Here is a 15,415-nt window from a genome sequence, read left to right as displayed (position 1 = left end):
AATGAGAAATCCTAATTGGTCAAGAATACACGAGCTTTTTGATGAATTTATCAATTCATTTATAATTAATAAAAACAGCATTTTAACGGATGATACGAATATACTTTCTATTGAAACTATAAATAGTATTCAAGGTAGGTTTATTGAAAATTATAATGATGAAAAGGACTTAAAATTTCAAGAAAAGTTAGCAAGTCAATTTGAAGGAGCATCATATAATGAAAAACTTGTTTTTGCACACGCAGAGTGGTTATGGTCTTATTCTGTGAATGACTTGCAAACAGCAACAAAGAAAAATTACACCAAAGTAATAACCGGTTTAGAGGATTCAAAAATAAAAGATGAACCGTATAAATACGGTTTTGGTAGTGCTGGTCAATTTCATAAAACCAATAAATATTGGGAAATAGCATTTAATATAGAATTGATTAAAACACTTATTGAAAAACAATCTGAAGATGCTGATTTAGAAGAATTAAAAAAATGGGTAGAAGCAATTTGCTTATATCTTAAATACTATCAAGAGAAAGAGAAATATCCTGTAGATGCAAAATTTAGAGAAAGATTTCAAGATAAGTCTCTTACGATGTATAATATATTAACATATTGTGCTTTTCCAGATCGTTACGAAAGAATTGCTTCTAATGGTCATAAAGCTCAAATTTACCATACATTTAGGTCGCTAATTAAGGAAGAAGAAGGTGAAAACACCAATGCTGATGAATGTATTTTATTAATAAGAGAAAAGCTAAATAAATGGAGGAATAATGGTTTTGACTTCTACGAAAATGACCTAAAAAAGCTATGGAATTATAGTGCAAGTGATATACCTTATGATGAATTACAAGCAATATTATACAAAAAAGCGATTGTTTTATATGGCCCACCAGGAACAAGTAAAACGCATTCTGCAAATACAATAGCAAATGCACTTATAAAAGAAAGCTATCTTAAAAATAAAGGGAATCTTGATACCTTCTTTTCAAATAGTGAATCAATTGTTAATAATAGAATACATAGACTTCAATTACACGCAAATTATACATACGAAGATTTTGTTGCAGGTATGCAATTGGTTGAAGACCAAACCAAACCTCAAAAAGGCAAACTATTTGAGTATTGTGATTTAGCAAAAAACGATAGTGATAATCTGCCTCACGTTTTAATATTAGACGAAATCAATCGTGTTGATTTATCAAGAGTCTTTGGGGAAGTTTTTTCAGCAATGGAAAATAGAAATGAAGATATTGTAACAGCAGTTGGTAACTTCAAATTAAACATACCAGATAATTTATACATTATCGGTACTATGAATGAAATTGACTTTTCTTTAGAGCAAATAGATTTCGCTTTAAGACGTCGTTTTTTATGGTTCCCTTACGGTTACAATTCAGCTATCTTACAAGATATTGTTTATTTAAAAAATGAAAAACAAAAGGCAGGCTTATCACATAGAGATGTTGAACGTTTAGTAAATGCTTCTAATGCTTTAAATATTGCCATATCTAATGCTGAAGAATTAGGAAAACAGTTTGAAATTGGTCATACGTTTTTCGCTGAAATAGTTGATATATATTCATCTTTTAAAGCTATTAATAATAAAACAAATAGAATTAAAGATAAATTATTCAGAGCCAATGGTCCTGCATCTATTCTTTGGGATATTTCTATTCAACCTATTTTAGAAGCTTATTTGGGCAACGTTGAAGAAGATGAAAAGAAGAAAACAATTAATGATTTAAACAACACCTTCTTTAAAGCATCACTTGAATAATACTATTAAGCATATAATTCATTTAAAGGAAAGCACTTGTATTGGTAATAAGTTGAGTTATGACATAATTCAATTTGTTAACTCTCAAGTTATTTCTAAAAATTCATTTTTCCATTTTTCTGATAAAGAAAGAGATGCCGAACCTGTTTTTAATTATTATAATAATCAATGGTGGGTGAATAGATTTGTAGGAGAAATTTCATTTACATTTCAAGAGGTAGAATATCAAATTATTATTAAACCAAGATTTGGTGAATTATTTTTATATGAATTATTAGAAGTCATTTTTAATTTCAAATTCGCAAAGAGTAAGCAATCATTAAGTAAATCTGACACCACAGATGATTACATAAAACGTATAATAGCTAAAATTTGGTTATCTAAATTAATACAGGCAAATAAGTATGGTTTACCACGTACTAATAAGAAAAGAGTTTTTTCAGGAGCACAAATAAAGGGTAAGTTAGAAGTTAGAGATAGTATATTACCTTATAAAAATAACAATAAGTTAATATCGTCAAGTTATGAAAAAACGATTAACCCAGATATAGCATCATTGTTATATGAAACATTTAAAAAACTATCAAAAAGTTACGGTTTACCACAAATAAATAAACTACCAAAAAACGCAATTCAAATAATACACCAATTAGAATTAGCGAGAGGTAAATCTTTAAATCGACAATTATTCTACGATACTTCTAAATTGCCAAAAATATATCAATCCTTCAAAGAAGTATTAGATTTATCAATATCCATTTTAGCCAACAAAACAATGAATAATCAAGCTTCAAATAAGCACGGTTACGCATTCTTTTTAGATATGGCTGAAATTTGGGAAATGTATTTATTAAAAATCTTTCAAGAAAAGTTTAAACTTGAAGGATGGCAAGTAGAATCTGAAACAATACAATCCTATAAAGGTAGCTTTTATTCTCGTAAATTAATTCCAGACATTGTATTAAGCAAAGGTAATAAGGTAGCTGTTTTTGATGCTAAATATAAACTTATGAAAGGTCATTATTTAGATGTTGATAGATCAGATTTCTTTCAAATTCATACTTATAAGGCATATTACAATAAGAAGAATCAATTAGTAATTTCAGGTTTGTTATATCCTATTACTACAAACAATATCAAAAAAGAACCTGTTAATAGCATTTTGAATGATTATACAAAGTTTGTAATTAGTGGTATTAACATTGATGATATAGACAGTACGGAAGATTCGCTGCTTAAGTTTAATCAATCTTCAAATGAACTATTATTTTTTATTGAAAAAGAACTTTTAACTTAATATAATTGACCAATAAAAATTAGTTATCTAATCATTTGGTAAAAAAAACAAAAAATATTCTAAAATAGACACAAAAACTGTCACCTAAATTGACACCCAAAAACAACAAACCCTGTAAACACAATGCTTACAGGGTTTATTTGTGGAGACGCCGAGAATCGAACTCGGGTCCAAACAAGCAGCTCAAAGGCTTTCTACATACTTAGTTTTTGTTTTATTTTCGATTAAGACCTGACCAAAAACTGCCCAATCTTAACTTATCTTCTTTAGTTTCGAAAACCTATCGAAGCCCTAAGTTTTCTATGTTTACTTTTACGATGCCCAAAAGTGAAACGCCGTAAACCAAGGCTTTTCGTGGACATTCAGCTTGCGCACCTAGTGCGCCGAGGCTCTATCTTACTATTAATTCAGATTAAGCAGCTAAAGCGTAGTTATCTTCGCCGTTTAAATGGTTGAAATAAGTTTAACGAGTTGTCATTTCACTCCTCGGTATGCTTACATTTTCACTAATCTTGCTGTCAAAACCAGTCGTCCCCAATATGTCAAAGATGCTATAAATATCTCCGCAAAAAATATACCAGATAATCTTTGTAATTCTATACAATTTCGTTTGGCAGGGCTGTAAAACAGTTTTGCCAAAACAAGAGGATGCAAATATAAAAAAATACTACTTGTACAATCATTTTAAAACGAGTATTTTCGCTGCAATTGTTATAAACTATAACATTATATGTAAAATTGTTTAATTTTAATACAAGATCAATTATGAAATTCGGAATTATAAAAGAACGTAAAAATCCACCTGATAGAAGAGTCGTGTTTTCTCCAGAAAAATTGCAAGAGTTTAAACAACAGTTTCCTCAAGCAGAAATAGTAGTGGAGAGTTCTGATATCCGAGTTTTTTCTGATGAAGCTTATAAAAAAGCAGGTTTTGAGGTAACCAATGAAATTTCTGATTGTGATGTGTTACTAGGGGTAAAAGAAGTTCCTGTAGACAATTTACTACCGAATAAAAAATACTTTTTCTTTAGTCATACTATAAAAAAGCAGCCGTATAACCGTAAGTTGTTAAAAGCCATGCTAGAGAAAAATATAGAAATGTTTGACCATGAAACCATTATACAAGAAAACGGAGCACGTTTAATTGGTTTTGGTCGTTATGCAGGTTTGGTAGGGGCATATAACGGATTTAGAGCCTTAGGTATACGAGAAGAATTGTTTACTTTACCGAAAGTAGAAACCTTAGCAGATTTAGATGCTGTAAAAGCAGCATTGGACAAAATTACCTTACCGAACATTAAAATTTTATTGACTGGAACTGGAAAAGTAGCAAAAGGAGCCCAAGAAATTTTAGATCATTTACAAATTAAACAAGTAAGTGATGCTTTGTATTTAACAAGTGAGTTTACTGAGCCAGTATATTGTATAGCGGATGTAATGGAGTACGCCAAACGTAAAGATGGTAAAGTAGGAGATAAGTTTGAGTTTTATAAAGACCCTACTGGATATGAAAGTAATTTTATGGCCTATGCGAAACAAACCGATTTCTTTATAGCGGGTCATTTTTATGGAGATGGTGCTCCGTATTTATTTACACGTGAAGATGCAAAACACCCTGAGTTTAGAATAAAGTATGTAGCAGATATTTCATGTGATATTGATGGACCAGTAGCTACAACACTTCGTGCATCAACAATTGCAGATCCTATTTATGGTTATAACCCAGAAACAGAATCAGAAATTGATTTTAAAGATGAAAAAGCCATTACCGTAATGGCGGTTGACAATTTACCGTGTGAGTTGCCAAAAGATGCAAGTGAAGGTTTTGGAGAAATGTTTTTAGCGCATGTAATTCCTGCTTTTTATAACGATGATAAAGACGGAATTTTAGCTCGTGCAAAAATGACAACAAATACTGGTCAATTAACCGAACGTTATGCATATTTGCAAGAGTACGTAGACGGAAAAGAATAACACACATTAACTCCCGCTTCGGCGGGATTTTTTATTTAAGATGATACCAGACAAACAGTTTTTAATCGATACAGCAAACATGAAAATGCCTTTTGGTAAATACAAAGGAACGTATTTAATTGACATTCCTGAGTATTATATTGTTTGGTATAAGAATAAAGGATTTCCACAAGGAAAACTAGGCACAATGCTAGAGCTAGTTTACGAATTGAAGTTAAACGGACTAGAAGACATTTTACGAAAGATTAGAAGATAATTTGCGAGTTAAAAATTTTTCTAAAAGTAAAACAGTGACAATTCCTAAGGTATAAGCTACTAAATCACCAATACTAAAAGTAGCACCAAATACGATTACTGCCAATCGGTTATTTTCTAAACCGAGAAATTCTAAAAGAGGAGTTAACTGTAAAAATTCTACGATATAAGCAAAAATTAACACAGAAACGGCCACGGTTTTATTAGAGAGATAAAAGAACGCTTTCACCAAATAAAAGAGTAAGATAACGACTAAGAAGTCACCAAAAGTATGTCTTATAAAACCTGAAGATTGAGCTATTATAATTTCTAGCAAAAGAAGAAAGATAAAGGTAAGGAAGTGTTTTCGATTGAATCTCATATTCATATTTTTAAGCAAACTATCATACTGTATGATAGTTTGCTTATTAAGTAGTATTAATTAATCGTTTTGCCAATCTATTTTTCTTGAAGCATACATCACTGAAGCAAGAATTATAAATAACCCTAGGCTACCTACTAATAGCGCATAATTTTCAAGCTGAATAATTACAAAAATAAAGGCATATAATGTGCTAAGAGAAGCTCCAATAAATAAGGGGAATTTAACACCCTTTAAAATGGATTTCGAATACAAAGAAATTAGCAATACTACAGCTATTGATGCTATTACATAGGCTTTTAAAAAGCTACTATGTTCTGAAATAGAAATAAGTAACGTATAGAACATGGTTAAGGCAACACCAATCATTAAATATTGAAAGGGATGAATGGATATTTTACTCATGGTTTGAATTAGAAAGAAAATTAAGAAGGTAAGTCCAATAACCAAAAAGCCATATTTAGCAGATCGTTCACTTTTTTGATATTCGTCTACAGGAATCATGAAGTTTACACCAAAAGCATATTTTTTTAAGTTAGGAATTCCAGTAAAAGATTGCTGAGAAAAAGGTCTGTTAATATCTAATATTTTCCATCTGGCATCAAAACCATTATCAGAGATTTTGTCGGAGTTAAAAGGAAGGTATTCTCCAATAAAATTAGCGGTTTTCCAGTCAGAATTTATATGAACAGTTGTTTCTTTTCCGATAGGAATAAAACGGATTTGTTTGCTACCATTGATGCTTAGTGATAGATTAAAGTTCGTGTCTGATTTTTTAGGAAGGTCTTCTTCATTTAAAAATTTACTTTCTAATTTATGAAGGTTTAAATAATTGTAGTAGGCTTTTTCATTACTAGCATCATCTTCATATTTAGAAGTAAAAGCGTAGGTATTTTTATGTAGTTTTATTTCCACCAAATTATTCACCCCTTTTAAATTAGAAGTTTTGATAATTAAGCGTGCTTTGTTCCAAAGGATATCTTCCTCATTGATTTCTTTTTCACTAAAATCAGGTTTCGAAAAACTTCCATCGATATCTATCTTACTTTTATACACTGCTGTTTTATAAATACCACGCTTTTTTTCTTCAGGATTTATAGAAGATTTGATATTTAGTTTCTTCGGAAAAAAGTAAGCATATTTAATTTTTTCTTCAATCTCGGTTTGAGTTTCTTTTGTCTTTTGATTTCGAACAAATTTCTCTTTATAAGTTTTGTACGGAACTTTTAAAATAGGACCGTATAACAATACCTCTTTACCCCATTTCTGATTGATTTCTTGTACCACTTCTTGTTGTCGATTCATTCGCTCAACAATTAAACTTTTAATAAAAGATAAAGGAATTAAAAGGATGAGAATTAAAAAACCAATCATTAGCATTCTGGCTGTAATTGATGTTTTTACCCACTTGCCGAATCTTCCGTTTTGTTTGTTAGATATTTCCATAGTTTTGTTGTTTAAAAGAACTTTGAAATTCAAAGTTTGATTATAAAAAAATTAGTGTTATTTATTTTTAATTAGTTTTTCTAAGGCATCAATATGTTTTTTGAACTCCAGTTTACCAAGCTCTGTAGCATAATATCGAGTGTTGGGTTTTCTTCCAATAAATTGCTTTTCTATTCTAATAAATTCAACTTTTTCTAAGGCTTTAGTATGGCTTGCCAAATTACCATCTGTAGCACCTAATAATTCTTTTAGGGTAGTAAACTCAGCATATTCATTAACCATAAGAACAGACATAATTCCCAGTCTGATTCTATGATCAAAAGCTTTGTTTATATTTAGAATAATGTTTTTCAAAAAAGATAAATTTTAAAGTTCGAAAATAGTGCTTATTTTCTATCGTGTTTAAAATACATGACAGTACCGTAAACAATATGCATAACTCCAAATCCTAGAACCCAAAACCAAAAACCATAACCGGGTAACATTGCAGCAATAAGTCCTAAAACAACTTCAGTATACCCTAAATACTTAATATCACCTACAGTATATTTAGAAGCATTGATTAATGCTAAGCCATAAAAAAGTAACATTAAAGCACCAGTTTGCCCATATTTTTGATGTCCTAAAATAATAATGATATAGATGGCCCCAGAAACCAGAGGAATAAGGAAATTTAATAGCAACCTTCTTGTGGTGGCATCCCAAATTTTTTCACCGTTCTTTTTAGCTTTTCTCGTGGTTAAAAAGATAGCGGTAGTAATGCTCAAAAAACCAACTAGCAATAAATCAAAGATGACCATTTGGAAAATTTTTCCATCAAGCATCAAATAACCATTTGAATTATTATTGACTAACCAATACGCATAAGCAGCTCCAATTAAGGCATATATTCCTGCTAAAATACCAGACAAGCCGCTTAATGATATAAATCTTGATGATTTATTCATTAGGTTTTTAATTTCTGATATGTCTCTTAAATAATCTTCTGAACTCATTTTTAAAGAACTTTGAAAAACAAAGTAAGTTTAATTTTGTGAAACAAACAAATAAAAATTTAATGTATTTTTGAAAGAATGAAACCAGCTGAAGAATACATACTCAAACAACCCGAGCCATTCAAGTCTATTTTACTGCATTTACAAGTACTGATAGAAGGGAATTTTCAAAATTTAGAATTAAAATACAAATGGAAAATTCCAGTATATTATATCAATGGGAAGCAATTGTGTTATATCAATGCCTCTCATAAAAAGGGTTTTGTTGATGTTGGATTTTGGGCAAAAGGTATTTTACAGGATTTTGATACTTTTTTAGTTTCAGAAGGGAGAGCGGTGGTAAAATCACTGCGTTATACTTCAGTAGAAGAAATCAATGAAAAAATACTATTTGAAGTCATAGAAGAAGTAGCAAAACACAACCATAAAGGTTTTTGGAAGAAATAATACCTCCGAGGCTATTTTGAAGCTATGAGGTATGACAAAGCAGATTTATTATTAAAGTACAATGTTAAAACTCCTGGTTTAATTTTATCAATAGCAATGTTTGTATAAGCCCCATTATTGGTTACAGATGGATTTTTAGCATGTATATCTTGTTTGTACTTATAGGTAATATTAGTGTTAGAAGCTAGGTTTTTTAAAGTGATGAAAATATTTTTATTGCTATTTAATTTGCCATTAATCGGAGATACTATTTTAGCATTACTTTCCAAAAAAGGTTCCCAAACCATAGGTAAATGGCTAAAGGAATTTAATGGAGCTTGATTTATATAATCCAACCATTTTTTAGTACTTGGATAATGTGTTAGTCTAATTTTTTCTTTAGAAATGTTAAAGTAATTGAAATTAGGAACTTGTTTAAGGAGTTCTGAATCAAATTTAATTCCATAAGTTGCATCAACTAAAATCCATTCGTTGTTTATTTTAACAGCATTCCAGGCATGATTTTTAAACTTTGGTTTGTTACCAATGTCGTCGGGCGAAGTTTTAGTATATCCCTTGATTAACTCGTTTTCAATATTAAGTAAATCACAAACTTTTTTAAACGTTATGGAGATTCCTAAACACACCCCTTCTTTCGATAAAATTGTTTTTTCTGCAATTTTATCATTAATAATCTTCCTTCTTCTTTTAAGATCATCATCATTATAGTACACAATAAGTTTGGGTTCTTTAAGGGTAGAGTTATTTGAACTCGAGTAAAATCGAATATTCGAAGTTAACCAAGAGAAAAGAAACTTTGCTTTCTCCATATCTGAGTTAAAATTATGATTAATTAGTTGCGCTAATTGTTTGGTGGACTTTACCTGATGATAAGGAGTTAAATTGTTGTTTTTAGATATTTGAGAAAAGGATATGTTATTAAAAAGAATAAAAAGGATCAATATTTTTTTCATAGCGCGTCTTATTTAGTATCTTATAAAGATAAAAAAAACTAGCAAAAAGAAAGAACAACTTATATTTCTTAAAAAGTAACAATTAGATAAACAAAAAAGAGCTTTTTAAAAGCTCTTTTTTGTTATTAGTAAATAGTTGTATTTGATTATAGCACATTATATGTTAGGCTTACAGAGTAAGTAGAAGACTCACCAATATTTCTACCATCTATTACTTTACCGTAACCAACACCAATTCCTAGTTTAGGAATAATATTTTTATAAACAGTTACACCAACACTTTTATAATCTACATCAGTTTCAGGGAAGTTTCCTTTAAATGAAGGAGTTCCAATGTCTACTCCTTCTTCTGAGTTATAATAATCTGCCCAAGCTTCTACATAAATAAAGCTACTGGCATAACCAATTTTACCAGTAGTGGTAAAGGCATTAGGGACACCAAAGTCACCACCAGGAGTTAAATTATTATCAGCATTTCCTCTTAAGTTATAACCCGCAAAAATGGTAGAGAAAAAGCCAGCGTTTGTGTTGAGGTGTAAACCAGCTTTTATATCAAAACCAAAACCTCCATTACCGATAGATAATATTCCGTTTGGTTCATATCCTGTAGGGATAACGGCAGTAATACCAGTTATGATATTTAAGTCTCCTTTTTTAAACTGAAATTTATGCGCATTAAACTTTAAGGCAAGTGAAATGTCTTGTAACTCAGAGGTAGAAGTTAATCCGTTTACTGGATCTGCTTGATTACTAGTGTTTGTTGCATCGATAAAAGGAATGCTTACAATAGCTGAAAACCGATCAGTAATACCATATTTGGCATAAAGAGAATAAATGTTCTGGTTAATTTTTTCATGAACAGGAACTGCGTTTTGTTTCGTTTTACCTAAGTAAAATTTTTCATATTCACTTCTCGCAAATGAAGTCGTAATAGATAAAGTGTTTTTCTTTGGAGTAAAACCATCATATAGGCCTTGACCATAAGAGGTTACTGAGATTCCTAATAAAAGAAATGTGGATAGGAGGGCGTCAAATTTTTTCATGTAATGTTAGTTTATTTTCTCCCTTTGTCGAGTTTCTTTTAAATCATTACAGAGAAATCTACTTTAATAACTCAAAAGAAGAAAATATTACTATTCAATCAAAAACTCAAGCATAACCTCTTTATCGATGATTAAAAATAACTGTTTGCTATTTTCAAGCGGGGTTGTCGTAATGGTAGTACTATTATTTTTAGTAGATATTTTATCAGGTTTTACAGCATATCGATATCCACTATACCCTAAAAAAACTGATTGATTTGGGGGTATATTTTTAATTTTTAGTTCAATAGTAGCATTTTTGTCTAATATCCCTTTTAAAGGAGCAACTAGCTCTAATTTTGATTGTAAAAAAGGAGCAGTATAAATAGGTTGATTGTAAAAATCCGTTTTATTTATTCTTCCAACTCTTAATTGCCAGAGTGTTTTTTCAGGAAAGTGTGTTCTAAAGTATTTTTCTTTAGGAATGTTGTAGTAATAAGTATTAAAAAAGGGTTGCCATTTGTTATTTATCACAAATCCAGCTGCCCAAGTGGCATCAATATAAATCCAGTGATCATTTAGTTTAACAGCATTCCAAGCATGATTAGAGTTGGTTTTAGGCTTGGCTATATCATTTGATGAATTTCTGATATACCCCTTTATAACTTCGTTTTCAATTTCAAGTATAGAGCATATTTTAGCGAAAGTTTGTGCATAGCCTTCACATATTGCTTTACGGGTAACTAAAGTTTTAGTCACAATATCATCTTTTATAGCCTGTAACTTTTCAAACTTTTCTTGCTCATTCCTGTATCTAAAAGAAATTCGTTTGTCTTTAGGACGATAGTATGCATCTAAATCATACTGTATGTTATGAGCAAGCCAATAAAAGGCAGCCTGTACCTGTTGTTCTTCAGTTTTAAAATCGCTTGCTATCTGCTGAGCTAGACGTTCTACTTCATTAAATTTAGGATAACTATTTACTTTTTCTTCAATTAAAGAAAAGTCTTGCGCACTTACGATAGTAGTAACTAGAAAGAATAAAAAAAGAAGTCGTTTCATATATGAGCTAAAAACAATTGTATGAAACAAAAACTGTGCCTATAAATTATTAATAGTTTTTCTAATGGTTACTAAATTAGTTAGTAAACCTTCTAAATAATCAAGATGTAACATGTTTGCACCATCACTTTTAGCATTAGCAGGATCAAAATGAGTTTCGATAAATAATCCATCAACATTATTAACCACACCAGCGCGAGCAATAGTTTCAATCATGTCAGGACGCCCACCAGTAACACCACTTGATTGGTTGGGTTGTTGTAAAGAATGGGTAACATCTAATACCGTAGGAGCGTATTCACGCATCGTAGGAATTCCGCGGAAATCAACAATCATATCTTGGTACCCAAACATAGTACCTCTATCTGTTATCCATGCTTTTTGGTTTCCAGCATCATGAACTTTTTTTACCGCATGTTGCATAGCTTCAGGACTCATAAATTGTCCTTTTTTCAAATTCACAACTTTACCAGTTTTTGCAGCAGCAACTACTAAATCGGTTTGACGAACTAAGAAAGCAGGAATTTGTAATACATCTACATATTGGGCTGCTTTTTCAGCATCAGAAACCTCATGAATATCGGTTACGGTAGGAACATTAAAAGTTTCAGAAACCTTGCGTAAAATTTTTAAAGCTTTTTCATCACCAATACCTGTAAAACTATCTATTCTACTACGATTCGCTTTTTTAAAACTTCCTTTAAATACATAAGGAATTTCTAATGTATCAGTAATGGTAATTATTTTTTCAGCAATTCGCATCGCCATATCTTCTCCTTCGATAGCACAAGGACCAGCAAGCAAGAAAAAATTGTTAGAATCAGTATGTTTTATGTTTGGAATATCAGTTAAAGCCATCCTTAAAAATTTTCAACAAAATTAAGAAATTAAATTGGCTATATTTAGGCTTTTAAATAAATAAAGAATGAAAAAAGTTTTATATCCATTAGCACTTGTAAGTGTATCAGTTTTACTGTCGTGTAAGCAAACTAAAAATACTAGTAACGAAGTTGCTATGAATACTGTAGAGGTAACTCAGAAAAAACAAAATAAAGAAGAGTTAATTGATTCTGTTTTAGTAAGAAAACACCTATACACACTTGCTTCAGATGAAATGGAGGGTAGAAAACCAGGCACTGAGGGAATGGAAAAAGCAACTCAATATATAGAAAATGAATACAAAAGAATTGGCTTAAAAACTTTTGACACATTAACTACATATCGCCAAAATTTTGAGTATAAAGGAATCAAAATGAGCAATATCATAGGCTTGTTAGAAGGGAGGTCTAAAAAAGATGAATTTGTTATTGTATCAGCTCATCACGATCATTTAGGAGTAAAGAAAGACGGGGAAGGAGATAGAATTTTTAATGGTGCGAACGATGATGCTTCTGGTGTTACTGGTGTATTATCATTAGCTGAATATTATGCTAAAAAGGGAAACAATGAGCGTAGTATTTTGTTTGTATGTTTTACTGCTGAAGAAATGGGATTGGTAGGTTCTGAGTATTTTGGAAAAGGAATTGATGCGAATAAGTTTGTAGCGGGAATTAATTTAGAATTAATTGGGAAACAACCTAAAACAGGACCAAAAACTGCATGGTTAACTGGTTTTGATAAATCGGATTTTGGGAAAATAATTCAAAAGAACTTGGAAGGATCAGGATACAAGCTATTTCCAGATCCATACCCTAAATTTCAATTGTTCTTACGATCAGATAATGCTTCTTTAGCGCGTTTAGGGGTACCGTCTCATACCTTTTCAACCACTCCAATTGATATCGATGCAGATTATCATAAAGTAACAGATGAAGCTGAAACCCTAAATATGACTGTGTTAACAGAAACTGTAAAAGCAGTTGCTAGAGGAACTCAAAGCATTATTGAAGGAAAAGATACACCTACTAGAGTAAAAATGGAGTAATTATATTGAAAACTTAATGTAAAGAAGGAGCCTTGAGCTCCTTTTTTATTGGAACTAGGTACTGTGTTTTTAATAAAACGTTAATTCTATACGGGGTAAATTGGTTAAAATGTTAAAATTGTATTAAAATTTTACTATATTCGAAAAGTTTTAATTTAAACCCCTTCGGAAATGAAAAAAACACTTTTAAGCCTAACGGTTGTTTTAACTATGATCTCTTGTTCTAATAATGAGGAAACATTAGACATAAAACAAGATCAAGATTTACTTACCAAAAAAGAAATCAATTCAAAAATTAAGACATCTTTAGAAGAAACTGGAGATTTTACATGGATGTCACAAGATGCTCATACAATATGGAGTGCAGTGAATCATGGAGAAAATATCTTGACTATAGGCTACGGTACTTCAAAAAATAACTATGCGAAGAGTGAAGAAAGTTCCAATATTAAAAACGAGTTGCTAGCCTTAGTAAGAAGCTTTGAGCCTACTTCAGCAAAAGGAGAAACGGAACTATATGTAAACGAAAATATTAATGTATTAGACATTAAAGTTACCAACAAGGAAACAATAAATGTCTTATTAAAAGACAGCAGAGTTCGTTATATAGAACCAGGAGGATATCGTTTTTTAGAGTCAACTGCTCAAGCTAAATCAGATTCATCAGGTTCTTCAGGATGTGGCTATGGTACAGCAAGTTTAAGTACGAGTGATTACCGTACAGTATCACCAGGGGCTAGATTACCATGGTCTTTTGATGCGCACAATATTTCTCAAGCATGGAATTATAGTACAGGGTCAGGTGTAACTGTAGCGGTGGTTGATTCTGGATTGTCACCGGAGCAAAAATGGATGAATCAATACTTTAATGATGGATATTCATCAGGAAGAACAGTTCAGAAGTATGGAACCTTTGTAGATTCTTGGTGGGCATGGTCTAATAATTATGACGGAGTAAATGACAAGTGTGGTCATGGAACCAAAATGGCAGCAGTAGCTACAGCTCCAAGAAATAATGACAATTTACCTGTAGGTGTTGCTTATAATGCAAACTTAGTAACGTATAGAGCTGTTGAAAATGTAGTAATTGATGATTACCATGAAAAAAGAGGTGTTGTTGAAGCATTAACAGCATTGGCAAATAGAAGTGACGTAAAAGTTATTTCTATGTCATTAGGTTCTCCGTTTAGTATTGGGAATGTATCGGATGCAGTAAAGTACGCACATAGCAAAGGAAAGATGATTTTAGCTGCAGGAGGAACGTCTACTTCATTTACTACTTGGTACGGAGTAATTTTTCCAGCAAGTATGTCTGAAACTGTTGCGGTAACAGGTGTTAAAGAGGGACAGTATAGCAAGTGTGATGTATGTCATACCGGATCACAAATTGATTTTACGGTACAAATGCAACGTACTAACGGAACGGATAATAAAATTCCTGTATTGAGTTATTATGATGGTCAAGCAAATTATGTAGGAGGTTCATCTGTAGCAACTGCTACCACAGCAGGTATTGCCGCATTGGTATGGGCAAAGCACCCAAGTTGGTCAAGAGAGCAAGTATTGCAAAAAATGAAAGAATCCGCTGATTTTTATCCAAACAAACATTCAGAGTTTGGATATGGAAATATTGATGCGTTAAAAGCAGTTCAATAAAAATCAACTAACTAACCTTAAAAAAGTCTCGTGTAAACGAGGCTTTTTGTATTTTTATAAGGTATAGTTTTTGATGAAACACATTGTAAAGAATTTATATATGAAGTATTACAAATATTTTTTTCTGTTAGTTATTATTGGTTGTGCCTCTTCTAAAGTAGTATATGACTACGATAGTCAAACAGATTTTAACCAATACAAAACGTTCAATTTTTTTGAAGATGCTGGTAAAGGTTTAAATGAGTTAGA

15 protein-coding genes and 1 other RNA gene are annotated in these 15,415 nt (G+C 31.2%); 7 read left to right on the top strand and 9 right to left on the bottom strand.

Going from position 1 to position 15,415, the window contains the following annotated elements:
- Position 1: 1 nt before the first annotated feature.
- Both V1T75_RS04405 and V1T75_RS04400 read left to right on the top strand, forming a co-directional pair.
- Positions 2-1,774, top strand: a complete 1,773-nt coding sequence (locus V1T75_RS04405; protein ID WP_330487352.1) for an AAA family ATPase — start codon at positions 2-4, stop codon at positions 1,772-1,774.
- Positions 1,767-3,071 (top strand): 5-methylcytosine restriction system specificity protein McrC, encoded by a 1,305-nt coding sequence (locus V1T75_RS04400; protein ID WP_330487351.1) that lies wholly within the window; start codon positions 1,767-1,769, stop codon positions 3,069-3,071. The genes V1T75_RS04405 and V1T75_RS04400 overlap by 8 nt, the downstream gene beginning before the upstream one ends.
- A gap of 140 nt (positions 3,072-3,211) precedes the next feature.
- Here V1T75_RS04400 and ssrA read toward each other — a convergent pair.
- Positions 3,212-3,607, bottom strand: a transfer-messenger RNA (tmRNA) gene (gene ssrA, locus V1T75_RS04395).
- A gap of 229 nt (positions 3,608-3,836) precedes the next feature.
- Between ssrA and V1T75_RS04390 the strand changes: the two genes are divergently transcribed.
- Positions 3,837-5,045, top strand: a complete 1,209-nt coding sequence (locus V1T75_RS04390; protein WP_330487350.1) for an NAD(P)-dependent oxidoreductase — start codon at positions 3,837-3,839, stop codon at positions 5,043-5,045.
- A gap of 40 nt (positions 5,046-5,085) precedes the next feature.
- On the top strand, positions 5,086-5,301 hold the full coding sequence (locus V1T75_RS04385; protein WP_330487349.1) for a DUF3820 family protein: 216 nt from the start codon (positions 5,086-5,088) through the stop codon (positions 5,299-5,301).
- On the opposite strand, the gene V1T75_RS04380 is transcribed toward V1T75_RS04385, so the two are convergent.
- The 4 genes from V1T75_RS04380 to V1T75_RS04365 are packed head-to-tail and all read right to left on the bottom strand — an operon-like array spanning position 5,281 to position 8,102.
- Positions 5,281-5,661, bottom strand: a complete 381-nt coding sequence (locus V1T75_RS04380) for a ribosomal maturation YjgA family protein (protein WP_330487348.1) — start codon at positions 5,659-5,661, stop codon at positions 5,281-5,283. The genes V1T75_RS04385 and V1T75_RS04380 overlap by 21 nt on opposite strands.
- Positions 5,662-5,721: 60 nt before the next feature.
- Entirely contained in the window at positions 5,722-7,107 is a 1,386-nt protein-coding gene (gene creD / locus V1T75_RS04375; RefSeq protein ID WP_330487347.1) for a cell envelope integrity protein CreD, read from the bottom strand.
- A gap of 57 nt (positions 7,108-7,164) precedes the next feature.
- On the bottom strand, positions 7,165-7,461 hold the full coding sequence (locus tag V1T75_RS04370) for a winged helix-turn-helix domain-containing protein (RefSeq protein ID WP_330487346.1): 297 nt from the start codon (positions 7,459-7,461) through the stop codon (positions 7,165-7,167).
- Between the two features lie 32 nt (positions 7,462-7,493).
- Positions 7,494-8,102, bottom strand: coding sequence for a hypothetical protein (locus V1T75_RS04365; RefSeq protein WP_330487345.1), 609 nt, complete (start codon positions 8,100-8,102; stop codon positions 7,494-7,496).
- A gap of 78 nt (positions 8,103-8,180) precedes the next feature.
- Here V1T75_RS04365 and V1T75_RS04360 point away from each other — a divergent pair, with 78 nt between their 5' ends.
- Positions 8,181-8,549 (top strand): DUF1801 domain-containing protein, encoded by a 369-nt coding sequence (locus V1T75_RS04360; protein WP_330487344.1) that lies wholly within the window; start codon positions 8,181-8,183, stop codon positions 8,547-8,549.
- An 11-nt stretch (positions 8,550-8,560) separates the two neighbouring features.
- Here the strand turns inward: V1T75_RS04360 and V1T75_RS04355 are convergent, their stop codons facing one another.
- The 4 genes from V1T75_RS04355 to kdsA form a co-directional block, all read right to left on the bottom strand.
- Complete coding sequence (locus V1T75_RS04355) at positions 8,561-9,502, bottom strand: transglutaminase domain-containing protein (protein ID WP_330487343.1); 942 nt, start codon at positions 9,500-9,502, stop codon at positions 8,561-8,563.
- A gap of 146 nt (positions 9,503-9,648) precedes the next feature.
- A complete protein-coding gene (locus tag V1T75_RS04350) occupies positions 9,649-10,545 on the bottom strand; it encodes a hypothetical protein (protein ID WP_330487342.1) in 897 nt (298 codons plus the stop codon).
- A 90-nt stretch (positions 10,546-10,635) separates the two neighbouring features.
- Complete coding sequence (locus V1T75_RS04345) at positions 10,636-11,586, bottom strand: transglutaminase domain-containing protein (protein WP_330487341.1); 951 nt, start codon at positions 11,584-11,586, stop codon at positions 10,636-10,638.
- Between the two features lie 39 nt (positions 11,587-11,625).
- A complete protein-coding gene (gene kdsA / locus V1T75_RS04340; protein ID WP_330487340.1) occupies positions 11,626-12,444 on the bottom strand; it encodes a 3-deoxy-8-phosphooctulonate synthase in 819 nt (272 codons plus the stop codon).
- Between the two features lie 67 nt (positions 12,445-12,511).
- Here kdsA and V1T75_RS04335 point away from each other — a divergent pair, with 67 nt between their 5' ends.
- Entirely contained in the window at positions 12,512-13,510 is a 999-nt protein-coding gene (locus tag V1T75_RS04335) for a M28 family peptidase (RefSeq protein WP_330487339.1), read from the top strand.
- Positions 13,511-13,681: 171 nt separating this feature from the next.
- Positions 13,682-15,166, top strand: a complete 1,485-nt coding sequence (locus tag V1T75_RS04330) for a S8 family peptidase (RefSeq protein ID WP_330487338.1) — start codon at positions 13,682-13,684, stop codon at positions 15,164-15,166.
- The last annotated feature ends 249 nt before the right edge of the window (positions 15,167-15,415 follow it).

Source organism: Tenacibaculum sp. FZY0031, from assembly GCF_036350695.1.
Classification (GTDB): Bacteria; Bacteroidota; Bacteroidia; order Flavobacteriales; family Flavobacteriaceae; genus Polaribacter.
This window is presented reverse-complemented; position numbering and strand designations above follow the sequence as displayed.

What these genes read in the sequence shown, in the direction of transcription:
- V1T75_RS04405 (WP_330487352.1), top strand. Translation starts at nt 2, where the DNA reads ATGAGAAATCCTAATTGGTCAAGAATACACGAGCTTTTTGATGAATTT.
- V1T75_RS04390 (WP_330487350.1), top strand. Translation starts at nt 3,837, where the DNA reads ATGAAATTCGGAATTATAAAAGAACGTAAAAATCCACCTGATAGAAGA.
- V1T75_RS04385 (WP_330487349.1), top strand. Translation starts at nt 5,086, where the DNA reads ATGATACCAGACAAACAGTTTTTAATCGATACAGCAAACATGAAAATG.
- V1T75_RS04380 (WP_330487348.1), bottom strand. Translation starts at nt 5,661, where the DNA reads ATGAGATTCAATCGAAAACACTTCCTTACCTTTATCTTTCTTCTTTTG.
- creD (WP_330487347.1), bottom strand. Translation starts at nt 7,107, where the DNA reads ATGGAAATATCTAACAAACAAAACGGAAGATTCGGCAAGTGGGTAAAA.
- V1T75_RS04365 (WP_330487345.1), bottom strand. Translation starts at nt 8,102, where the DNA reads ATGAGTTCAGAAGATTATTTAAGAGACATATCAGAAATTAAAAACCTA.
- V1T75_RS04360 (WP_330487344.1), top strand. Translation starts at nt 8,181, where the DNA reads ATGAAACCAGCTGAAGAATACATACTCAAACAACCCGAGCCATTCAAG.
- V1T75_RS04355 (WP_330487343.1), bottom strand. Translation starts at nt 9,502, where the DNA reads ATGAAAAAAATATTGATCCTTTTTATTCTTTTTAATAACATATCCTTT.
- V1T75_RS04350 (WP_330487342.1), bottom strand. Translation starts at nt 10,545, where the DNA reads ATGAAAAAATTTGACGCCCTCCTATCCACATTTCTTTTATTAGGAATC.
- V1T75_RS04345 (WP_330487341.1), bottom strand. Translation starts at nt 11,586, where the DNA reads ATGAAACGACTTCTTTTTTTATTCTTTCTAGTTACTACTATCGTAAGT.
- kdsA (WP_330487340.1), bottom strand. Translation starts at nt 12,444, where the DNA reads ATGGCTTTAACTGATATTCCAAACATAAAACATACTGATTCTAACAAT.
- V1T75_RS04335 (WP_330487339.1), top strand. Translation starts at nt 12,512, where the DNA reads ATGAAAAAAGTTTTATATCCATTAGCACTTGTAAGTGTATCAGTTTTA.
- V1T75_RS04330 (WP_330487338.1), top strand. Translation starts at nt 13,682, where the DNA reads ATGAAAAAAACACTTTTAAGCCTAACGGTTGTTTTAACTATGATCTCT.